We start from the raw sequence: 20,796 nt of genomic DNA, 5'->3' as shown, positions 1-20,796 counted from the left end.
GTTTCGTGGTCAAGCGCATCAACGCTCACTTGGCCGCCGAAATCTCCCTCTTTCAGATGGCGCTCTCCAGCATCCCGAACCAGAGCGTAGCAGGCCACGGCACCGAACGAATGGCCAGCGAGTTGGCGAAGCAGTTGAAGGAACTGACGGATGGCTAACGAGAGAGTTGTCGAGTTTACCGTTAAGGCTCGCGACCAGTATTCGAAGGTTCTCAAAGACATCGAGCAGCAGCAGGGAAAACTCTCTGCTGCTGCCAAAACGTCCAGCCGTCGCGATGTCCTCGGCGTCGCTCAGTCCGAGATCGACTCAGCCGTTGCCGGCTACAAGCAACTCACGGCAGATGTCACGCGCTACCAGGCGGCGCTCGACAGCGGGCGCAAGTCAGGCAGTCTCAACGAAGCGGAGATGCGCGAGCTTGCCGAGACCATCAAGCTAGTCCGCGACCGATCCCGTGAAGCCGTCGATACGCTCAATCAGAAGCGCGCGGCCCTCAATCAGATCACCAGCACCGCAGCGACCGGCTTTGCCGCGTTCAATCGCCTCGCCACGTCGATGGAGCGGGAGGCGGCTGCGTCGCAGGCTGCGGCGTCGGCTGCCATCGCAGCCTCGGCCGCCGAGGAAAAGGCCGCTGCTGTTGCGGCCAGAAAAACGGAAATCCAGGAGCGTCTGAACAACAGCGTCCAGTCCGGTTACGGCAACTGGCTGCGCTACATCGACGCCGTGAACCGCAACCGCGCCGCCGACGAAAAGGCCAACGCGGTAGCGACCCTGAAGGCTCAAATTCAGGCCAGGTTGAACGCCACGAGCGAGTCGGGCTACGGCGACTGGATTCGGCGAATCGACGCGAGCAACCGGGAGGCTGCGGCGACGGCGAATGTCGTTGCGCAACTGAACAAGCTCTCTGCCGCCTCCAATACCGCGTCAAAGGCGCAGGACGTTCTCAAGCGGAAGAACGATGCGCTTCGCAGCAGCACGTCGCTGAGCCCAACCAATGCCAAGGGCGAGGCACAGAACATCACGGCGTTCGGGCTGCGGCCCTATCAGTTGACCAACCTCGGCTACCAGGTCAACGACGTGATCTCGGGGCTGGCTTCCGGCCAGCGGCCGATGCAGATTTTTGCCCAGCAGGCCGGCCAGATCATCCAAGTCTGGCCGAATGTCATGGGCGTGCTTGCCCGATCGATCCCGGTCATTGCCGCGACCACGGCTGTGCTGGCGCCGTTTATCGCCGAGGCCCTGCGTCTCAAGACAGCCGCCGACTCGTTCGCGATCTTCAACAAGGAACTGGCACTTTCGGCGGACGGTAGCCGTTACAGCGCCGAAGAACTGGTCAAGATCACCGACAAGATGGGCGAGTTCGGCGTTGCGACCGACAAGGCCCGTGGCCTGGTCAAACAGTTCATCAAGGACGGAGTCCAGCAGCAGGACTTTGCCCCGCTTGCGCAGATGGCCGAGCGGCTAAGCGCCATTTCCGGTGACGACGTTACCGAAGTTGGAAAGAAGCTGTCGGCTGCCTTCACCGGCTCGGTTGAAAGTGTTCGCGATCTCGACAAGGAACTCAACTTCCTGACCGAGACGCAATACGCGCAGATAGAGGCGATGGCCAAGGCCGGCAACACGACCGGTGCCATGACGCTCGCGCAGGATATCCTTGCCGGAAAGCTGGCGCTCACTGCCGAAAAGACCAATTCCTGGTCGGAAGCCGCGAAGGCTGCCGGCAAGGCGTGGGACGCGCTGCTCACCATCATCGAGCAGTCGGGCTTGCTCACTCGCGTCAGCAAGGAACTCGACAAGTTCGGCGACGATCTGAACAACGCGGCCAACGATGCGTTGCGCAACGCCAAGCAACTCAAAAGCGCTGCCAATTTTCTCATGGGCAACGTCGATACGACGGACTTGGAAGCCGTTCGCGCGAAGCTCCAAGAAATCAACGGCCAGCTTGCCGAGCAGAAGGCGCTACTGGAGGCCGGCCAGACCGTCTATGCCGACATGGGCGCCCTCGAAGCGCAGCGCGTGGCACTGGCCGACATCGTGCAGAAGCGCCAGGATGAGTTGCAGGCCATCAAAGACGGCTCGGCAGAGCAGCGGAATGCTGCCGATCTCACGGAAGCCGACAAGAAGGCCCGCCTCGACATTCAGGCGATCATCGACAAGCAGGGCAAGGCGCTGAGCGACGAAACGCGTCAGGCCAATCTGACGAACCGTGAGCGCTATATCGAAGGCGAACTGCTGAAGGCGAAGAACGCGGCGCTGGAAGAAGCCAAGAGGCTCAATCAGGATATTCTCGGGCTGACCGCCGAGCAGACGAAGCAGATTCGCGCTCAGGCGGGCATGGCCTTCGATTCGACGCACAAGAACTACGAGGCCGATTACGTCGCGCAGCGCAATTCCGGCTCGGCGTCCGCACAGCAGATGGGCGATATCGTCAAGTTCGCCACGATCATTGCCGATCAGTTGAAGATCGACGTGAAGGACGTTCTGACCGCTATCTCCTATGAGACGAAAGGCACGTTCAATCCCTCGATCGTGGGCGGTGCCGGGAACAATTATGAAGGACTGATACAGTTCGGTCCCGCTGCTCGCGCCCGGTATGGCGTGGGCAAGGATTCAAGCATCGAAAGCCAGATGCAGGCTGTTGCCAAGTACCTCACCGACGCTGGCGTGAAGGCCGGCGACGGTCTGCTGCAAATCTATGCCGCCATCAACGCTGGCAACGCCAAAAACATCTACGCCTCCGACGAGAAGAACGGCGGCGCGCCCGGCACTGTGCTCGACAAAGTGTCCGGTCAGATGGGCGACCATGCAGCGAACGCCGAAGGTCTTCTTGCTGCCTACAAGGGCATCTCGGAGCAGGCCAAGCTCACGGCCGACTACGAGAAGGACTTCAAGGCGCGCACCGACGCGGCAGCCGCGACGCTCGAATACAAGACCAAGGAAACGCGCCAGGCCGCGATCAACAAGGCCGTCGTCGAGGAAACCAACAAGGCGCAGAAGGCCGGCGTCGAACTGACGCAACAGCAACTCGACCTGGTGAAACAGCAGGCCGGCGCCGAGTTTGACCGCGCCCATGCCAATGATCAGGTGAACCAACTTGTCGCGCAGCGCACGGCCCTGTTCCAAAGCTTGCAGATCGCGCAGGCGGCCGGCGACCAGGGCAAGGTTGCCAGCACTATCGACCAGATCGGTCAGGTTGAGGACAAGCTGAAAGAGGCCATCCCGGCAGCCATCGCGTTCTGGCAGGCGATCGGCGGTTCCGGTGCCGATCAGGAGATCGCCAAGTTGCAGGCGATCCAGGAGGGCATTGGCCAGACGCTGCAAAAGATCGACAAGCAGTTCCTCCCGCAGGCGCAGCAGATCAACGAGCAGTTGGCCGACATCGGTGGCAATGCATTCAGTGCGTTCGCACAGGCGCTCGCCAACGGGGAGAACGCAGCACACGCCTTCTTCGATGCGCTGTTGCAGGGCATCGCCGACTTCCTGATCGAGATCGGCAAGGCGATCGTCAAGCAGGCGCTGTTCAACGCGATCTCGGGCGGCGCAGGCGGCGGCGGCAGCGGTGGCCTCGGTGGCGGCATCGCCGGCTGGATCACGTCGCTGTTCCACGAGGGTGGCGTCATCGGCGGCGAAGGTTCTGGCACGAAGATGGTCAACCCGGCAATCTTCGCCAACGCGGCTCGCCATCACACGGGCGGCGTCATGGGTCTCAAGTCGAACGAAGTTCCGATCATTGGACTCAAGGGCGAGGAAGTCCTGACACAGGATGATCCGCGTCACGTCAACAACGGCGGCGGCGGTCGCGGTCAAGCGCTCAACGTGAAGAACGTCAACCTGTTCGACCCGGCCGACGTGCTTGAGCAGGCGTTGGCTACCGTGGCCGGCGAACGTGTCATCCTCAACCACATGACGCGGAACGCGCGCAAGATTTCTGCGGCACTTCAAGGCGGGTAGCCATTGCAAATTTTCACGTTAGACGGTATTTTCACTTTTCAGACGTGAAAGCATGGCATGGCCGTTTTTCTCCCAATCGTCCCCAACTGGCAAAACGGTGTGCGGGACACCTACGAATTCAAGACCGACGTTTTCACCAGCCGCGATGGCAGTGAACAGCGTCGGTCTGAACGCGTCCAGCCGCGCCGCACGATAGAAGCCGCCATTCTGCTCGACGGCGACCGCCTTCGCACCTTCGCCGATGCTCTGCATCTGGCCCGCGATGGCAAGGTTCTGGTCAGCGACTTCTCGGCCGACAGCGCTACGCTCGTGGAGACCGTATCGGACGGCGCAACGGTGCTGAAGCTCGATCGCGTGCCAACCTGGTTGCACGGCAGCATGGATTGCGCGCTGTTGACCGGACGCAAGGCTCGCAAGATCACCGTGGATTTCGTATCCGGCAACCAAGTCGTTCTGACTGCCGGCGTGGTCGGTGCCGTGGGGCAGGGCGCAACGCTTCTGCCACTGGTGCCGGCGTCGCTCCAAAACACCAATACGCTTTCGATCTACACCACGGCGATTGCCACGTCCGCCATCAAGCTCGACGTTGAGCCGGGCACCGTCGTGCGCGTCGCCGATGCATTGCCTTTCGACGGCGGCCCGCAGGGCGAGACGACTCAAGTCTTCGGTCCAGCCGCGCTTTTCTACGGCCGCTATGTGCTGCTGCGGAAGCCGAACTACGTGCAGCAGCCGCAGATGGCCTTCAACATCGCCTTCGAGACCGTGGACTATGGCCGAGGCATTACCAAGACCTATACGCCGGTTCCACTGATCTCTCGCACGCTCACCGCGACCTACATGGGCGTTTCGCACGCCGATGTGATGACCATGCTTGACGTGTTTGTCCGCGCCCGTGGCAGGGCTGCGGAAATCTACGTGCCGACATGGGCGCAGGATTTCCCGCCAATCAAGGGCATGTCAGGATCGAACATCCGTTTCGCCGGCACCGATTTCTATGACGCCTATCATGCCGATCCGGCGCACCAGGCGATCCTGATCCGAACCACGGACGGCAGCCTGATCCCGCACGAGATCAGCAACTGGCAGATCGACAGCGGCGACACGCTGATCGCCACCGAGACGCCGATCGGCGCGACGGCAGCGCAGATCGAACTCATTTCGTGGATGTTCGTGTCCCGCTTCGCCACGGACTCGCTGACCATCCAGTGGGTCACGAACGGCGTCGCCAACATCGCCTTGTCGTTCGTGACGCTGGCCAACCTGGCTGCCGAGGAAAGCTTCGGAAACAACTGGATTCTGGCCACCGGCCACTGGCGCGATACCGGCCAGTGGCAGGACGGCTCGGTGTGGGAGGACTAGGCGATGCCGGTTTCCATTGCACCGATCGAGAACGGCGAACCCGGCCTGAGCGTCAGGGAAAAGATCAATCTGCTGATCGCTGGCGCGGCGGCCGGCTCCCTCGGTTCGGTGAGCCCGGAAGAACTCGCTTCCATGTTCGACCACGATCCACCAGCCGTGCCATCTGGCCTGGTGATGGATTCGGCTGTCGCGGACGGCGCGACGGTGCTGACCATCGCATGGGACTTCAACAGCGAGACGGACTTCCTCTATTACGATTTGCAGATCAAGGAAGGCAGTGGCGAATGGGTCGGCATTCAAACGTCCGCCGAGACCTACACGCTCGCGGTCAAGCCCAACGTCACTTACAGCGCCAAAATCCGCGCCGTGGACAAGAGCGGCAATGCCTCGATCTATTGCGCTGTCGTCACCCACACGACGGCTCGCGACACGATCCCGCCTGCCATGCCGATCGGCTTCCACAGCAACGCCGGTCTCGATTCAATCTGGCTGACCTGGGTGGCGAACACGGAAGCCGATCTGGCACGCTACGAGATTTACGAGAGCGCCAGCAGCACGACTCCGCTCGACAGCGCCACGCCTTCGCACGCAACCCTGGCGAACAGTTTCGTGCGCGCCGGCCTCGCAATGGAAACCAATCTGTATTTTTGGGTTCGCGCGGTCGACACTTCCGGCAACGCCTCGCCGTGGTCGGCGCCGGTCAATGACGAGACCGGGAAAATCCGAGGCGAGATCAAGGTCGCGCTGAGCGGGGTCACGTTCCTGCCCGGCCAGTATGTGAGCGGCAATCGCCTGGTTTGGAGTTCTGGTAGCATCAGCTATGGTGTGGCCGGCGACGTGCCTACCGAGCAGGCGCTGCCGAGCGGTCAAGTCGATTGGATCGCGGGCACGACCTACGTCTGCTACGTGCCTGGCGATGCGGCAATCACCACGACCACTTCGCTGACGCTGCTCTACGCCAATGACGCCATCGTGCTCGGCGTCTACAAGGGCGGCAACGACTTCCAGCTTGTACTCGGCAAGGCATACCAGGACGGCGGGCTGATCCTGGCGCAGACGATTGGCGCCAATCAACTGGTTGCCAACTCGGCGGTTATTACCGGCACCGTGCAGATCGCGAACGGCATTATCAGCAGCGCCAAGATCATCGACCTGGATGCGGCAAAGTTGCAGGCCGGCACGACCCTGACCGGCTCGCTGCTGGTCAACGGCGCATACCGGCTGGACGACGGCGGCGCGCTCGTCAACGGTGGCACGACGAAGGTGCTGCCCGGTCAAATCTACATCTCCAGCGGCACGTCCCTGTCGAACTGGATCGCTGGCGGCGGCACCTACATGGACGGCGCAATGATCAGCGCCGGCAGCATCTCCGCTGATAAGGCGGTGTTCGGGCAGCGCGGTCTCACGATCGAGGGGATTGAATTTCAGGCGAACAGCCCGACCACCAACAAGGTTTCCTGGTCCGCTGGCACGATCAAGTACATCGGCGACGACGGCAACATTGCGACCTTCAACATCACGGCCGGCAACGCCACCTGGTCCACCGGGACGCTCTACGTCTATTTCGTGAAGGGCACCACGGTCCTTGCCGCGACCTCGACCGTGGCGACGGCATTCCAGTCGGATCGCGTGGTGCTGGCCGCCTACAAGGGTGCGCTAGACCTGGTGGCTGACTACGGCCGCACGATCATCGACGGATCACAGATAAAGACGGGCTCGATCACTGCAACGCAGGCCGATATCGCGTCGTTCCGCACCAACATCCTGGTCGCCGGTTCAATCACTGCCGCAATGCTCAACGTGACCAGCTTGTCAGCCATCACCGCCAATGTGGGCGTCCTGACCACCGGCAAACTGCAAAGTGCGACAGGAACGATGACTATCGATCTCGACGTTGGCTTCATTTCGGTCAAACGCCCATGACGATAAACTTCGGATATGGAGTCAACTCCGCAGGCGTTCCATGCCTTCGGAGCGCTTATGACTACGCGACCGATCTTGTATACGAGAGTGCTGCCAATATCGGCAAGTTTAAGCTCGACACGGCGGCGGGCACAAAGCTCAGTTATGTCTACGATATCTATCAACAGGGCTACGACAGTCGCTACAACAACGGCGGGACTACTCGGTACTATTCGTTCGCCAATGGCGATCTCGACACGGTGGTCAGCACGAGCCAGAGCGCGTTCGGCACGTCTGCCGCAACGATCCAATGGAGCAACAACGCGCAAGGCAGGCAGACCCTCTTTATGTTCCCTGACTGGTGGCCGTGGGGCTACTTGCCGATCGTAGAGTATCGAGATCGCACCGGAGCAGCGGCCGGTGTATTCGCTGGTCCTTCGGTGAGCTATTTCACCAACAGTGGCTTGGTTGGCTACGTGTTGAGCACTGTTGCATACACGTGTCAGACGACAATGATTTCGACGGGTGCAACGCCAGCGCAACGCGAGGCATATAACCTGCCACTGCAAAGTAGTACCAACGCGAGCATTTCGCGATTTACGTGGCAGCTATCCGTTCTGCAATTGCCAGCCCGGAATGATGCTTTGCCGGATTACTCTGCGACGCCTGCATCAGGTCAGGAACAGATGCGCATCGACCAAAATACGGCCCGACTCGCCTTGGCCGGTCGCGACGTGTCCGACGCAAATCCTGAGCACTTCGTCTTCCACGAGAACAAGATACCCGCCAAAATAATGGCCGCTGGCGACATCAATGTTGCCGGCAGCGGCACGGTCGACATCCACTGCGCGCTGCCGATTACGCAGTTCACCTACATGGACTTTCACGTCAAAAAGCAAACGGACGCGGAGTTCTGGCACCCGCCCTTCTACAATGGCATCTCGTCGGCCGGTAACTATGGCTTCTCTTACTTTGTCGACGTGGCGAACCAGAAGATCACGATTACCAACGGGACCAGCACGGCAATCACCGTTCGCTACATTATCTTCGCCGACAGCGAGGACGCCTACACCACTGGTGGCAAGAAAGTGTTCTATAATGACAACGACGGCACGCAGGATTTTGTGCAGATCAAGCGGCCGGGTTCATCCGATCTCGCTCCGAACCTGAACGACATCATCGCCGACAGTCGCCTGGCGTACCTGTCGATTGTGGCCGAGGGCTTCTTGAACTGGTCGACCGACTTCCCGACAGTCATCACTGGTAGCGAACGCTATAAGGGAGAGCGGATGGCCACCGTGTCCATCGCCAATCCGTCGCCTAAATTCAAGTTATTCTGCAAGACGATTGTTGTCTTCCCATCTCCAACCTCGCCTAACGGGCTCATGGCTGGCCTTCATCGCGTGTTCACAGACGCGGGTGCGTGGATAGGGCGGGCCAGTTGTGACAGTTGTTGGGCGAACATTCACGCGACCGAGGATGCCGTCGACTTCTATATGTCGGGTGATAATCCGGTGGCCATTCAGTGGAACGGATCGAGCTACGATGTCAGCTATGCACAGCGTTGGGCCGGGGGCAGCAGCTTCCCAGCAACGCCGCCGCTCGGTCTCCGCTATTACGTCTTCGCCATGCCTCAAAATCTCTAAGTAGGGCTACAATGACCGTCGATACGCGCGAATCAAGCCGCTACACCGGGCAGCCGGTCAAGCTGTACCTCATCCAGGGCGCCAACCTTAGCGACGACGTGCCGCTCGGGCCGTTCGCCTTCAACAATGGCGAGGCGCCGATCACGCGGCCGGTGCTCGACGACAATGGCGATCCCGTCAACGTCGTCTTCGACCCATGGCCGATCAAGAACAGCGACATCTCGCATGACGGCACGCTCGACAAGTCCGACATCACCGTGACCATGTCATTCGGCCATCCAGAGATGGACACGCTGTTCCTCGCCTATCCGCCGTCACAAGTGGTCAACCTGACGATCTTTGAGGGCCATATCGGCGATGCCGTGACCGAGGAAAACTTCCCGGCGACGTGGATGGGCCGCATCGTTTCAGGCGCCTACAACGACACCAACGAGCAGCTTCTAAGCTGTCTCCCGATCTCGACCAAGATCAAGCAGCCGGGGCTGCGGCGCAACTACCAGGTCGGGTGCCCGCATGTGCTGTTCGGGCCGCAGTGCCGCGCCAGCAAGACGGCGGCGACCGTTACCAAGGCCGTGGCATCCGTCACCCGAAACAAGATCACGCTTGATACGGCGGTCGCGAACGCGGATCGCTATGTCGGCGGGCTGCTCGAATGGGCGAACTCCGACAACGGGCGCAAGGAACTTCGCACGATCTCGTCGGTGCGCCCGGATGGCACGGAAGTCACGATCCGTGGCATAGCGCGGGGCCTGGCTCCCGGCACGCCGCTGTCGGTGATCCGAGGCTGCAACCGCCAGATGACCGGCTGCAGCCAGCACACCAACAGCGTGACGGGCGTCGCCAACAACATTCACAACTACGGCGGCCAGCCCTTCATCCCCTTGGAAAATCCTCTTTCGCAAAAGAACCAGTTCTACTAAAATCACGTTTTACGTGACAATCACGCAAAAAAGTGCGATGAGAGTGCCATGCCGTTCTTCCTCCTGCCATTGCTGATCAACCTTCTCATCGGCGTCGGGTTGCAAGTGCTCGGCTATCTGCTGATGCCGAAGCCCAAGAGCGACAAGACCCAGGAAGTGACCGACATGGATAACCCAACGGCAGAGGGTGGTCGCCCCATTCCGGTCGTGTTCGGCGAAATGTGGGTGACGGGCGTCAACATCATCTGGTTCGGCGACAAGGCGACCACCACCAGGCAGGTCGATGCATGACGAATGATCCGCACATCACGATCGCGGACCTTCGCGTCCTCTACTGCGTCAAGGGCATCAAGAAGCATCTCGACGCGGCCGGGGTGGATTTCGCCAGGTTCATCAGGGAAGGGGCGTCGGCCTCCGAATTGATGGGCCACGGCTTTGACGCGCAGATCGATCGCGCGGTGGAAATGATCCAAGCCAGGGACACTGGCGATGGGCGGTAAATCCGATAACAAGATCGAAATCCACGAATACACGATGTCCCAGCATGTGGGCATCTGTGCTGCCGGCGACGGCTTGAACCTGGTCGCCTTGAAATACGGCGACAAGGAGTTCTGGCGCGGCGCAGCCGCCGACCAAGGTCTATTCCCGATTAACAGAGGCGACCTGTTCGGCGGCGTCAAGAAAGAAGGCGGCGTCAAGGGCCTGCTGTGGTGGCTGCCCGGCAAATCCGATCAGGTGCTGCCGGAAACACTAGCCAAGAAGCTAGGGCTCACCAGCGCGACCTGCCCCGGCTTTCGAGGGCTGGCCAGCTTTTTTCTCACGGGCATCAGGGGCGCCGCCGAGCCGAGCAACCCGCCATGGTGGTCGATCGGCATTCTCATGGGCCTCATGGGCAACCCCGCCAACAACAAGGCGGGCTTCTATTTCGGGGCCAACAATCCCTACCTGCGCGCGCTGGCAGCGCGGGTACGGCGCCCGTCGATCGGCCTCAATCCGGCCATCGCGCTCATCCGCATTCCTGACGATTCGAACGGCAACCAGCAATACGCCTCGAACCCCGGCCACATGATCTACGAATGCCTCACCAATACCGATTGGGGCATGGGCGAGCTTCCGTCCGCGATCAACAAAGCGGCCTTCGAGACTGCCGCTCAGACCCTCTACGACGAGGGCATGTGCCTCAACATGATCTGGACCCGACAGAGCGAAGTCGGGAAGTTCGTCGGCGAGATTCTAACCCATATTCGCGGCGCGGCGTTCGTCGATCCGTCGACCGGCAAGCACACGCTCAAACTGCTGCGCGGCGACTATGACGTTGACACGCTGCCCGTCATCGATCCGAGCAACGCGAAACTGTCGACTTTCAAGCGCAAGACTTGGGGTGACATCTCCAACGAAGTCGTCGTCACCTACACCAATGCCGAGACCGGCAAGGATGCCTCTGTGACGAGCCAAGACCTGGCCGGCATCGCGGCCGAGGGTGGTGTCGTTTCCAGCGGCCAGAACTATTACGGCGTTCCTCACCAGGCGCTGGCCATCAAGGTTGCCGATCGCGATCTCGCGACCATGGTCAACCCGATTGCCACGTGCACCGCGACCGTCTCGCGCGAGTTCTTCAAGACCGTCAGCAGCGACGTGGTGAAGTTGTCTTGGCCGGAACGCAACATCGACCAGATCGTGTTCCGCGTCTCCGAAGTCAGCAAGGGCGAGAACACCGTCGAACTGTCGCTCTACGAAGACATCTTCGGCCTCGACTCGGCAAGCTACCTGACGCCAGGCGACACGGGATGGGTGAATCCCTCCGTTCCGCCGTCGCCAGCCACGGTTTATCAAATCGGCACCGCGCCGGCCTTCATGACGGCAGCAGCGCTGAACCTTAGTGATCCTTCGGAACTCGTGTACCCGGAAGTGCTCAGCGCCGTCAGCGTCGGCCCCGACAGCGACGACGACGTGAACTTCGACCTGGTGTCGAACGTCACCGATGTCAACGGCACGCCATCGCAGGCAAGCCTCGGCACGCGGCCCTATCGTGGCGCATGGGCACTGGATGCTGATCTTGCGGCGGAAGCGACGAGCACGATCGCCACTTTCGGCGGGCTGCGCGGATATTCTCCGTCCGCAGGCGACTTTATGATGATCGGCACGGGAGCCGACGAATTCACCGAGATCGCCACGGTGCAATCGATCGACGTGGATGGTGTGCACATCAACCGGGGGATGCTCGACACCATTCCACGGGCATGGACGGCCGGCACGCAAGCGTTCGTCATTCCGGCCAGCGACACGGTTGCCGATCCGACCGTCCGCTCGGCTTTCGAAGATGCGTCCTACTGGATTTTGACGCGGACGACCAATGGCTTGCTCGCACTTGCGGACGCCCCGCAAGTGAACGTCACGCTGAGCGAGCGGCCGTACCAACCCAACCGACCGGCGAACGTGAAGGTCAACGGCGTTGCCTTCGGCGCGATCAGTGGCGTCGGAATCTCCGACATCACCGTCACCTGGTCGAACCGCAACCGCATTCTCGAGTCCACTCAGGCCATGAAGTGGACGGACGCGGACGTGGCAGGCGAGGCGGGCCAGACGACGAAGATCACCGTCACTGACTTCGCCGGCAATCCGATCGTCTCTTACTCGGGGCTCACGGGCACGTCGAAGGTGATCCCGCTCGCCGACCTGAATGGCCGCAAACAACTGGCCATCACAGTGACGGCCGAGCGCGACGGCAAGCAATCGCTGCAGGGCATGAAACGCACCATGCAGGTCGGATCAAGTTTCTCGCCTGGTTTCAACACCGGCTTTGGTTAAAGGATTCAGCATATGACCGTTAGAACTCGCGCACAGATCAACAGCGACGCCGACACGCTTCTGCCCGACAACACGTCGGCGGAAATCTCTCCCGCCGATCTGCGTGGCCGCATCAAGGACCTGGCCGACAGTGCAGCCTTCTCGGCAGAACTAGCCGCCGTGGCCACCACGGGCGCCTATGCCGACCTGGCCGGCAAGCCGACGCTTGGCTCAGCCGCAGCACTCAGCGCAGGTACGTCGGCCGGCAACGTTCCGGTGCTCGACGGCAGTGGCAAGATTGCGGCGGCCGTTCTGCCGTCCTACGTGGACGATGTGCTGGAGTTCGCTAACTTTGCCGCGCTTCCTGGAACCGGCGAGACTGGCAAGATTTACATCACGCTCGACACCAACGCCGAATACCGTTGGAGCGGTTCGGTCTATATCCAACTCGTCGCTTCGCCGGGTTCGACTGACGCGGTGCCCGAGGGTGCAACCAACAAGTATTATACCGATGCGCGAGTCAGGGCTGCCGTTCTGACGGGACTTTCCGTCGCGACAGGCGGTGTCATTGCGGCGACTGACACGGTTCTGTCGGCAGTCGGGAAGTTGCAGAAACAGATCAGTGATCTTTCAACAAGTGTCGCCACCATCCTCGGTTGGGCACGCCGCGAGGTTCTGACTGCAAACCGGACCTACTATGTCCGAACAGACGGCAACGATGCCAATACCGGCCTTGTGGACAGTAGCGGCGGCGCCTTCCTGACAATACAAAAGGCGATCAATGTTGCACTCACGCTAGACTTGGCGGGTTTCAACGTCAACATTCAGGTCGGTGCGGGAACGTATACCGGGGCTGTTAACGTTATAAGTCCGTTCGTGGGCGGGTTGGTTTACGTCGTCGGCGATCCGACAACGCCCTCGAACGTCATAGTGTCGACAACTGGCAACACATGTTTTTCAACTAGTGGCGTTGGTGTCCGACTTTCGATTAGTGGTGTCAAGCTCCAGACAGCAACGTCCGGTCAATGTATTTGGGCGACTAACAAAAGTCAGATTACTATTGATGGCAAGATGGACTTTGGCGCCTGCGCTGGCGGTCACATGCTGGCCGACAATGACGCAGCGATCACCGTAAATGCCAATTACAACATTACCGGGGCGGCATCAAAGCACTGGTGGGCAGAAGCATACGGCCTCGTCGCCTGTGTTGGCAAGACCATCACCATCACTGGGACACCGGCTTTCGGCACCCAATTTGCCAACGCCTTCGGCGGATACATCAACGTTCCAGTGAATACGTTTGTGGGCAGCGCGACAGGATCGCGATATAATGCAGCTTTGAACGGCGTCATCAACACCAACAACGCCGGCACTTCCTATCTACCTGGGAATGCTGCTGGCACGGGCACAAATCCGAGCGTTACGCCGTTCGGCCTTTACAATTAGAGGGGTCATGATGCGTCAATTTTGGATCGTCGGCGCGGACGAGAGCCGCGTATGGTCGAGCGAGGCTGCGGCCTACGTCGTTTTGCCGGCAGATATGTTTCTCACGGTCGATGACGCGTTAAACGCCGGCTGTCTTTCGAGCGATTTGGTCGATGTCGTACCTACCCGGATCGCCAGCGAAAGTGAGCTTTGGGAGGTCTTGCGTACACGCTTCCCCGAAGGCTTGCCGGCAGACCAGAAACCGCCACGGCTCGTGCCAAAACGCTTAATCATCGACAGGCTACACACAGCGGGACTACTCACCGCAGCCAAAACGGTACTCGAAGCTGCCGATCTCTATACGCAGGAACGCTGGAACGCCCGCACTGATATCTACTCAACCGATCCGACAGCCCTGGCAATGCTTGCGCTGATCGGCGGCGATCCGACCGTGATCTTCGCCGACTGAGCGCGAGGCTTCAAACGCAGAATTGGGCGTTCGAGTAGGTAATAACTGACCGTCGCGGCCACGATGCAGAGCGACATGCCCGCCAGGCATCGAGTAGCGTAATTCTCTGGAATGGGCGTCATGCGAAGCAGGCTCATTCCTTCAACAAAGGCCCATAGATGAAAGACGTATAGGCCGAACGAGATTCTTCCAAGGTACGCGAGGGGGCGCCAGCGTAGGAGTTGCGCAAAGGCTTTGGCATAGAGTGCCAGGTGCAACAGCGATCCTGTGAAGATCGCGGCGGTGAGATAGACGAAAACCGAGCCGAGTTGGGTGTGCATATCGGGGAGCAGAACGAGACCGGCGCAGCTTGCCAGGAAGGCAATGCTTACAACGGGAATTGGTAGATTGCGCCCCAGCCCAAGAGCGACCAGAAGACCTGCCACCGTTGATTCTGGCCTGAGCATGGGCGTCACATAGACCCACTGGACGGACATCCCACTGAGTGCAAACGAAGCACGGCCGAGAAAGCACACCGGCAAGACGCACAATAGGGCAAGCATGAATGCCCTTGTGCCGATGGCTCGATAGGTGAGGAACAGCATCGGGAGAACCAGGTAGATTTGGAACTCGTAGGAGAGCGTCCACAAGTGGCCGGTGTTGGTTATGGAGCGAGCCTTTTCTGGAAACCAGTAGAGATAGTTGCTGACGAACGAGGCGAGGCTGAGCAGCCACCCGTATGCCTCCGCGCCTTGTGCTCCGTAGGCCAGGAGCATGGCGATCGGGAAAAGGATCATCAATGGATAAATGCGCAGCAGGCGTCTCGCATAGAATCGCGAGAAACTGATCCTGCCGTTGCGTCGCTGTTCCTGCTCGAACAATCGGAAAAGCAGGAATGCCGACAAAGCGAAAAACACTTCGACGCCGACCCAGCCCTGCTTTTGAAACATAAGCACGGACGAATATTCAGGCGAAGGTTGGAAATGGAAGAAGAACACTGCGGCAAAAGCGAAAAAACGCAAGCCATCAAGCTGATCTGTCTTCGCGGGGTCTGGATTGCTGTAGGCCGTGTGCATTGAATTCTCATTGCCTAAATTGCAGCACTATTCAAGCGTTGAAGCCTTCCGTGGCATAAAATCACGTTTAACTTGATAATCACGTTTGAACGTGCGATAAGTGGGCCTTCCACCTGACCGCGTGGCGGGCAACCCATGAACTTTTATCGGCTCTCAGGACTCTTGAATCGGCTCTGCGGCGGACGCGGAGACCAGACGCTGTGCGCCAGGATCGCCGAGCGGTACGGCGCCCAATGTCTGTTCTGCCGCATCCTGTCGCGGCTGATCGAGCCCAACCACTGCGCGCTGCAACTGGCCAAGTGGCGACACATTCAGGAGCCGATCGAGGCCGCCTGTCTGAGCGGCGAGTTCCAAGGATGAAGCTCCTTCCTAACACCGGCAAGGTAGTGCGGCATTCCCACAGCCTGCACCTGAACGCCTTCGGCTTCGTTTGCTGGGTGCTCTGTGGCGCAGAATATGCCTGGCCGCTGCTTGGCGGCTACGTGCCGATCTCGCCTGTCCCATTCGCCCTACTTGCCGGTCTGTTTGCCGCCCTGGCAATCCCGGCGCGCGTCATCGTTCAAAAGCAACTCTCGGGAGCCCCCGATGCCGATAAATAAGATCGTTGCCACGAAGCGTGGCAAGGGTGCAATCGCGGCTGCTATCGTTGCCGCTGCCCTCGGCGGCTGGCAGTCGCAGCGTGACACCACGCCGAAGGTGCTCCCACCGGCCGTCATCCTTGCCACGGACTATCTGATCCTTCCCTGGGAAGGCATGGTGCTGAAGTCGCATTGGGACCGGTTCGCCAAGATTTACGACATCTGCGCCGGCATCACCCGCATCAACGGCAAGCCGGTCGGCCCGAATATGTCATTCACGCGCCCGCAGTGTGAGCAAATGACCCGCGAGCAAATCTACCATGACTACTGGCTCCCGCTGGTTCGCGAGGTCCCCGGTTTCCTCAACTTCCCGGTCGGTGTCCAAGCAGCGATGCTTTCCGGTGCCTACAACTTCGGCGTTGGCTCGATCAAGTCGAGGAAGGGTATGGCCGGCTCATCGGCGACCCGGTTCCACATGGCCGGCGAATACGCGAAGGGCTGCGCTGCTCAGCTTCGTTTCAACAAGGCCGGGGGCGAAGAGATCGAGGGCCTTAACAGGCGTCGGGGTATGGGTGACGAAGCGCGCATTGGCGAAGGCGAGGTCTGCATGAGCAGCCTCCCCAAAAGGGGTCAGTGATGACCTGGCTCGCAGTCGTCGCCTTCCTGCGCAAGTGGGTGCTGCCCGTCCTCACCTTCGGCATCACGTTGCCCGTGTGGGTCTTCCTGGTCGCGGGCGCATGGCTCTATTTCGACAAGTCGTCGGCCGTCCGCACGGCGGTTGACAGGGCCGTCACCAAACTCGTTGCGGGCGCCGAGATCGAGGCGCTGAACGCCAAGCTCGACTCGGAGCGTCGCATCCGCGAGTGGAGCGACAGCGCCGCCGCCCAAGCCAGCCAGATCGCCGAGACCGAACGTCGCTCGCGCTTCGATCTCGAAGCGAAACTCACCATTTCCGAAATCGACAGAAAGAACCAGGCCGATGAACTGGCACAGATCGAAGCGCAGCCGGTTGCTGCTGACTGCCGCGTTGACCAGCGTCTGCTTGAGCGGCTGCGGAACCGATAGGTTTCGGCTCAATCAGGCGTACAGCGACAAGGCCAAGGCCGAGTCCGTTCGCGTGGCGCTCGCCGAGGCCGAGAAGCGCGTGCTGGAGGCTCGGCGGATGCCGGTCTATCCGACCGACTGCCGCAGACACCACCACAGCGGCGTGACCCTGCACGATCGTCTCGATGTCGCGAACCAGAAGGCCGACAACGCGCTCGGCGATGCGAACAAGCAGACCGACGAATGCGCCGCCTGGTACGACAAAAATTTCAAGGCTCGGGAGCCGAAGCCGTGACCGAGGCTCAAATTCACGAGATCGCCCGGCAGGCGGCGCGCGAAGCTGTGAAGGAAACCTTCATCACGCTCGGGCTCGACCCTGACAAGCCGCTCGAAGCGCAGGCGGACATGCAGTTCCTGCGGAATTGGCGCGAGTCCACGGGCACCGTGAAGCGCCAAACCATGCTTACGGCCGCCGCCGTCGTCACCGCAGGCATCCTCGGGCTGATCTGGCTCGCCATCAAAGGCACTCCGTCGCCATGAGCGACAGGCGCAAACGAGTTGGAGCATAATTTTGCCAACACCACGATTGCCAGACGACCTAGCCAGGGCTGCGGCCGATGCCATGATCACACATGGCAGCGCCGTAGACGCGGCTAACGCCCTCGGGCTCAATCTGAAGACCTTCAAGAACCGCCTGACGCGTGCCCGAGAGCGCGGCATGTTGGGCGCCGAGGCTGCCCGCGAACAAGTCGTTGACGATGCGGCAATCCTCGAAGCTGCCGAGGCGGGTGGGATCGAGGACCCGCGCAACCTATCGCACTTCTGGAAGATCGTGAAGGATGACACGGGCAGTGGTTATTCGCTGTTCGTGAAGAATCCGCGCACCGGCCGGGATACCCGTATCGAAGACCTGGTGCGGGAAACCATTCTGGAAACGCCTACGCAGTTGAGTCATCTACCGCCACGTCTGATCGAGCCCGCTGGCGACCACCTTTTGGTCATCGACCTGGCCGACGTTCACTTCCTGAAGCTCTGCGTCCAATCAGAGACCGGCCACGTCTACAATCGCGAAGTGGCTCGACACCGCGTGATCGAAGGCACCAAATCCCTGCTCCGCATGGCAAAGCCATGGGGCATCGGCCGCATCCTGTTCGTCATGGGCAACGATATCCTCCATGTCGACGGTCCCCGCACATCCACGACGAGCGGCACATATCAGGACTCGGACGGCACGATCTTCCAAGGCTTCAAGGATGCCGGCGCGGCGCTCGAAGTCGCCATCAACGAGGCGTCGGGCCTCGCTGACGTTGATCTCATCCACTGCATGTCGAACCACGATTGGCTGATGGGATGGGCTCTCAGTCAGGCAGTCGCCGGCCGGCTCCGTGGCAATCCGCGTGTGCGTGCCACGGACTACAATCTGTCGGAAGCGCATCGCAAATATTACAGGTTCGAGCGCAACCTGTTCGGCCTCACCCATGGTGATGGCGCGAAGGAAGAAAAGCTCTACGGCGTGATGGTGAAGGAAGCTCGGGAGCACATCTCGGATTGCCTGAACCTCTACTGGCTCTTGCATCACGTCCACCACAAGATCAGGAAGACCAGGGGCGAGATCGAGTTCCTGCGCGAGAAGGACCACAACGGCATGACCGCGCACATCAGCGGAACGCCGATGGGTGAAGGCCATCATCTGAATATCGAGTATGTTCGCTCGCCCTCGGCACCGGACGGCTGGCACGATCGCAATGCGTACGTCAATCGCCAAGGTGTGGAGTGCTTCGTCTATCACCCGACGATAGGCCAGAGGGCGCGGTTCACCGAGTGGTTCTGAATCTGTCGATGTCCACCGGGGCGCAAGCCCTCGGTTCCCGGTGAGACATCGACAGGTCGTCTAAGGTGGGAAGCCCAGTTCAGGCGAGGAAAAGCTTCTCGCTCATGGCCTGGCTAAAGCCGATCTCGACACCCTCCCAGGTTCCGCCCTGCACCTGAGCGCTCAAAACGCGCACCAGGAAAGAGGGGTTGTCGCACATTAGCATAAACTCATGCAACTCACGGAAGCATTCGCGTCCGGTGGCGCAGTCTTCAGAATAGTTTCCAGTGCGTTTCGGGTTCCACGGTAACGGTTTCGGAAATTCCCCGCTGCTATCAATCCCCACGAATGTGAGTTCTTCGAATTTCATGCCTTTGATCCCTGAAAAGCAGGCTTAATACAACAAGGCTGTCAGATCGTGGCCTGCGAAATCTAACGATCCGGGCTGCGCGACAGGCTCAAAGCCGTCTCGCGTCGACAACACGTTTTCACCAAGAATGTCAATCAGACATAAATCGGCATTGATGAAATTTTCATCAGTTGCTCCTTTCTGCGCCAAGGCATTTATTCCTATATCAGTATCACTCGCAAAATGAAAGCGGGTGTGTAAAAATTCAAGGTATTCTGGTTCCGCTTCCATGAGGATGCAGTCGAACCCCTCGCGCTTCGCGGCCTCGGCGGTCGTGCCTGACCCGGCAAACATATCGAGCACGACGCCACCGGCCGGGGTGATGTGGCGAATGAGGTATTGCAGCAGGGCGATCGGCTTGACGGTCGGATGCTTGGATGCCGCGCGGTCAGCCTTGTTCGCCTTTGCGTTGTAAATGATGGCGTCGCCACGGTCGTCGGAGATCCGGCCGGCATCGATCGCCCACTGGTAGTCTTCCTCGGTCGGCGCGAACTGGTGGAAGAACCTGGCGTTCGAGCCTTCGTCGCCGTAGCCGGTCATCGCTGTGCCTGGCGCGCGGCTCTCGGCGCCGTATGTGGCTCCGTCGTTGCGGCCCTTGCGCATCACACCAGGCTTGCCGCTGCGCGTGACAGGGAACAGGTCTACGACGGACGGCGAGCCGTCCAGGATCAGGTTGGCCGGCCCGCGCCCTTCCGGTGAGCCGCCACGGGCAGCACCAGGCAGCGCCGCGAAGTCCGTTGCACCGCTCTCGTTGTAGCGACGATCCATGGCGGCTTCGCCATCGCGCGAGATGCTTTCGCTGCCATCGCCAACGGTGCAGCCCTTTATGTTGAAGGCGCCGACACCGTGCTTGAGGATGCTCGGCATGGCAGTCTTGGTGCTGAAGGGGCGCTGGCCGAGGTAGATCGGCTCAAGCGCCGGCTTTTGCGATTGCGTGCCGTAGCCCCATCCTTCCCATTCAGGAACGCCCTTTATGTAGGTCGGCTTTGGCCAGCCTTGGCCGTACACCCATCCGTGCATCGGGTGCATGATGAAGCCGGCTATTTCCATGGCGCAAGCCTGCCAGTGGCCAGTGCGGGCACCAGAGAAGGCGAACACGTAGCCACCCGGCAGCAGGATTTCGTAGACAAGCTTCCAGAATTCAGGATCGCGCTCGATGCCGGTGGCATCCCAAATTTTTCCCATGAAGCCACCCGACAGCCGCGCGAAACTGCCGTCGTTGCCTTCGGTGCGCGCGCAGGCCGAGCCCTTCTTGCCGAAGCGCTTGGTGATGCTGGTCAAGGCGTAGGGCGGATCACACACAACCGAATGGACGCGGACGCCCTGATCGATAAGGCGGCGCAAGCTGACACGGTTGTCGCCCGCATGTAGTGTTACCCTGCCGCCCATCTCGTGAATGTCCCGTTAAAAGTGAACTCTTAGTTAAGAAGATCGCTAAGATCGT

Annotated in this window: 21 protein-coding genes; 18 read left to right on the top strand and 3 right to left on the bottom strand. The window is 60.3% G+C overall.

Going from position 1 to position 20,796, the window contains the following annotated elements; translation table 11 throughout:
* The first annotated feature begins 5 nt into the window (after positions 1 to 5).
* From EN804_RS37160 to EN804_RS06135, 11 genes are read left to right on the top strand one after another with little or no spacing between them, the layout of a single operon-like run.
* Positions 6 to 158, top strand: a complete 153-nt coding sequence (locus tag EN804_RS37160) for a hypothetical protein (protein ID WP_189524463.1) — start codon at positions 6 to 8, stop codon at positions 156 to 158.
* Complete coding sequence (locus tag EN804_RS06180) at positions 151 to 3,948, top strand: phage tail length tape measure family protein (RefSeq protein WP_135918910.1); 3,798 nt, start codon at positions 151 to 153, stop codon at positions 3,946 to 3,948. Before EN804_RS37160 ends, EN804_RS06180 begins: the two co-directional genes overlap by 8 nt.
* 57 nt (positions 3,949 to 4,005) lie before the next feature.
* Positions 4,006 to 5,307, top strand: coding sequence for a hypothetical protein (locus EN804_RS06175; RefSeq protein WP_135918909.1), 1,302 nt, complete (start codon positions 4,006 to 4,008; stop codon positions 5,305 to 5,307).
* Positions 5,308 to 5,310: 3 nt separating this feature from the next.
* Positions 5,311 to 7,230, top strand: a complete 1,920-nt coding sequence (locus tag EN804_RS06170) for a fibronectin type III domain-containing protein (protein WP_135918908.1) — start codon at positions 5,311 to 5,313, stop codon at positions 7,228 to 7,230.
* The gene (locus tag EN804_RS06165; protein WP_135918907.1) at positions 7,227 to 8,855 is read left to right on the top strand and encodes a hypothetical protein; all 1,629 of its coding nucleotides are present in this window, start codon (positions 7,227 to 7,229) and stop codon (positions 8,853 to 8,855) included. The genes EN804_RS06170 and EN804_RS06165 overlap by 4 nt, the downstream gene beginning before the upstream one ends.
* 11 nt (positions 8,856 to 8,866) lie before the next feature.
* Positions 8,867 to 9,775 carry a phage BR0599 family protein gene (locus EN804_RS06160; protein WP_135918906.1) on the top strand — a complete coding sequence of 303 codons (909 nt, stop codon included), beginning with the start codon at positions 8,867 to 8,869 and terminating at the stop codon, positions 9,773 to 9,775.
* A 48-nt stretch (positions 9,776 to 9,823) separates the two neighbouring features.
* Entirely contained in the window at positions 9,824 to 10,066 is a 243-nt protein-coding gene (locus EN804_RS06155; RefSeq protein ID WP_135918905.1) for a hypothetical protein, read from the top strand.
* On the top strand, positions 10,063 to 10,275 hold the full coding sequence (locus EN804_RS06150) for a hypothetical protein (protein ID WP_135918904.1): 213 nt from the start codon (positions 10,063 to 10,065) through the stop codon (positions 10,273 to 10,275). The genes EN804_RS06155 and EN804_RS06150 overlap by 4 nt, the downstream gene beginning before the upstream one ends.
* Entirely contained in the window at positions 10,265 to 12,583 is a 2,319-nt protein-coding gene (locus EN804_RS06145) for a phage tail protein (protein ID WP_135918903.1), read from the top strand. The genes EN804_RS06150 and EN804_RS06145 overlap by 11 nt, the downstream gene beginning before the upstream one ends.
* A 12-nt stretch (positions 12,584 to 12,595) precedes the next feature.
* A complete protein-coding gene (locus EN804_RS06140) occupies positions 12,596 to 14,008 on the top strand; it encodes a hypothetical protein (RefSeq protein ID WP_135918902.1) in 1,413 nt (470 codons plus the stop codon).
* A gap of 7 nt (positions 14,009 to 14,015) precedes the next feature.
* Entirely contained in the window at positions 14,016 to 14,456 is a 441-nt protein-coding gene (locus EN804_RS06135; RefSeq protein ID WP_135918901.1) for a hypothetical protein, read from the top strand.
* On the opposite strand, the gene EN804_RS06130 is transcribed toward EN804_RS06135, so the two are convergent.
* The gene (locus tag EN804_RS06130; RefSeq protein WP_135918900.1) at positions 14,381 to 15,511 is read right to left on the bottom strand and encodes an acyltransferase; all 1,131 of its coding nucleotides are present in this window, start codon (positions 15,509 to 15,511) and stop codon (positions 14,381 to 14,383) included. The genes EN804_RS06135 and EN804_RS06130 overlap by 76 nt on opposite strands.
* A 135-nt stretch (positions 15,512 to 15,646) precedes the next feature.
* On the opposite strand from EN804_RS06130, the gene EN804_RS06125 reads away from it, so the two are divergent.
* The 7 genes from EN804_RS06125 (at position 15,647) to EN804_RS06095 (ending at position 18,964) form a co-directional block, all read left to right on the top strand.
* Entirely contained in the window at positions 15,647 to 15,871 is a 225-nt protein-coding gene (locus tag EN804_RS06125) for a hypothetical protein (RefSeq protein WP_135918899.1), read from the top strand.
* The gene (locus EN804_RS06120; protein ID WP_135918898.1) at positions 15,868 to 16,110 is read left to right on the top strand and encodes a hypothetical protein; all 243 of its coding nucleotides are present in this window, start codon (positions 15,868 to 15,870) and stop codon (positions 16,108 to 16,110) included. Before EN804_RS06125 ends, EN804_RS06120 begins: the two co-directional genes overlap by 4 nt.
* On the top strand, positions 16,097 to 16,726 hold the full coding sequence (locus tag EN804_RS06115) for a glycoside hydrolase family protein (RefSeq protein ID WP_135918897.1): 630 nt from the start codon (positions 16,097 to 16,099) through the stop codon (positions 16,724 to 16,726). Before EN804_RS06120 ends, EN804_RS06115 begins: the two co-directional genes overlap by 14 nt.
* Positions 16,726 to 17,154, top strand: coding sequence for a hypothetical protein (locus EN804_RS06110; protein WP_135918896.1), 429 nt, complete (start codon positions 16,726 to 16,728; stop codon positions 17,152 to 17,154). Before EN804_RS06115 ends, EN804_RS06110 begins: the two co-directional genes overlap by 1 nt.
* Positions 17,069 to 17,428 (top strand): hypothetical protein, encoded by a 360-nt coding sequence (locus EN804_RS06105; RefSeq protein WP_135918895.1) that lies wholly within the window; start codon positions 17,069 to 17,071, stop codon positions 17,426 to 17,428. Before EN804_RS06110 ends, EN804_RS06105 begins: the two co-directional genes overlap by 86 nt.
* Positions 17,425 to 17,673, top strand: coding sequence for a hypothetical protein (locus EN804_RS06100; RefSeq protein ID WP_246693371.1), 249 nt, complete (start codon positions 17,425 to 17,427; stop codon positions 17,671 to 17,673). The genes EN804_RS06105 and EN804_RS06100 overlap by 4 nt, the downstream gene beginning before the upstream one ends.
* 178 nt (positions 17,674 to 17,851) lie before the next feature.
* On the top strand, positions 17,852 to 18,964 hold the full coding sequence (locus EN804_RS06095; RefSeq protein ID WP_135926982.1) for a hypothetical protein: 1,113 nt from the start codon (positions 17,852 to 17,854) through the stop codon (positions 18,962 to 18,964).
* Between the two features lie 79 nt (positions 18,965 to 19,043).
* Here the strand turns inward: EN804_RS06095 and EN804_RS06090 are convergent, their stop codons facing one another.
* Entirely contained in the window at positions 19,044 to 19,313 is a 270-nt protein-coding gene (locus EN804_RS06090) for a hypothetical protein (RefSeq protein WP_135918893.1), read from the bottom strand.
* 24 nt (positions 19,314 to 19,337) lie between these two features.
* Complete coding sequence (locus EN804_RS06085; RefSeq protein ID WP_135918892.1) at positions 19,338 to 20,741, bottom strand: site-specific DNA-methyltransferase; 1,404 nt, start codon at positions 20,739 to 20,741, stop codon at positions 19,338 to 19,340.
* Between the last annotated feature and the right edge of the window lie 55 nt (positions 20,742 to 20,796).

It is taken from the genome of Mesorhizobium sp. M8A.F.Ca.ET.161.01.1.1 (assembly GCF_004792105.1).
GTDB lineage: Bacteria > Pseudomonadota > Alphaproteobacteria > Rhizobiales > Rhizobiaceae > Mesorhizobium.
This window is presented reverse-complemented; position numbering and strand designations above follow the sequence as displayed.

Bases quoted from the DNA above. Each gene is read 5' to 3' on its own strand.
- EN804_RS06180 (WP_135918910.1), top strand. From the start codon at position 151: ATGGCTAACGAGAGAGTTGTCGAGTTTACCGTTAAGGCTCGCGACCAG.
- EN804_RS06145 (WP_135918903.1), top strand. From the start codon at position 10,265: ATGGGCGGTAAATCCGATAACAAGATCGAAATCCACGAATACACGATG.
- EN804_RS06095 (WP_135926982.1), top strand. From the start codon at position 17,852: ATGTTGGGCGCCGAGGCTGCCCGCGAACAAGTCGTTGACGATGCGGCA.
- EN804_RS06175 (WP_135918909.1), top strand. From the start codon at position 4,006: ATGGCCGTTTTTCTCCCAATCGTCCCCAACTGGCAAAACGGTGTGCGG.
- EN804_RS06170 (WP_135918908.1), top strand. From the start codon at position 5,311: ATGCCGGTTTCCATTGCACCGATCGAGAACGGCGAACCCGGCCTGAGC.
- EN804_RS06150 (WP_135918904.1), top strand. From the start codon at position 10,063: ATGACGAATGATCCGCACATCACGATCGCGGACCTTCGCGTCCTCTAC.
- EN804_RS06090 (WP_135918893.1), bottom strand. From the start codon at position 19,313: ATGAAATTCGAAGAACTCACATTCGTGGGGATTGATAGCAGCGGGGAA.
- EN804_RS06155 (WP_135918905.1), top strand. From the start codon at position 9,824: ATGCCGTTCTTCCTCCTGCCATTGCTGATCAACCTTCTCATCGGCGTC.
- EN804_RS06085 (WP_135918892.1), bottom strand. From the start codon at position 20,741: ATGGGCGGCAGGGTAACACTACATGCGGGCGACAACCGTGTCAGCTTG.
- EN804_RS06115 (WP_135918897.1), top strand. From the start codon at position 16,097: ATGCCGATAAATAAGATCGTTGCCACGAAGCGTGGCAAGGGTGCAATC.
- EN804_RS06125 (WP_135918899.1), top strand. From the start codon at position 15,647: ATGAACTTTTATCGGCTCTCAGGACTCTTGAATCGGCTCTGCGGCGGA.
- EN804_RS06130 (WP_135918900.1), bottom strand. From the start codon at position 15,511: ATGCACACGGCCTACAGCAATCCAGACCCCGCGAAGACAGATCAGCTT.
- EN804_RS06110 (WP_135918896.1), top strand. From the start codon at position 16,726: ATGACCTGGCTCGCAGTCGTCGCCTTCCTGCGCAAGTGGGTGCTGCCC.
- EN804_RS06160 (WP_135918906.1), top strand. From the start codon at position 8,867: ATGACCGTCGATACGCGCGAATCAAGCCGCTACACCGGGCAGCCGGTC.
- EN804_RS06105 (WP_135918895.1), top strand. From the start codon at position 17,069: ATGAACTGGCACAGATCGAAGCGCAGCCGGTTGCTGCTGACTGCCGCG.
- EN804_RS06165 (WP_135918907.1), top strand. From the start codon at position 7,227: ATGACGATAAACTTCGGATATGGAGTCAACTCCGCAGGCGTTCCATGC.
- EN804_RS06140 (WP_135918902.1), top strand. From the start codon at position 12,596: ATGACCGTTAGAACTCGCGCACAGATCAACAGCGACGCCGACACGCTT.
- EN804_RS06135 (WP_135918901.1), top strand. From the start codon at position 14,016: ATGATGCGTCAATTTTGGATCGTCGGCGCGGACGAGAGCCGCGTATGG.
- EN804_RS06120 (WP_135918898.1), top strand. From the start codon at position 15,868: ATGAAGCTCCTTCCTAACACCGGCAAGGTAGTGCGGCATTCCCACAGC.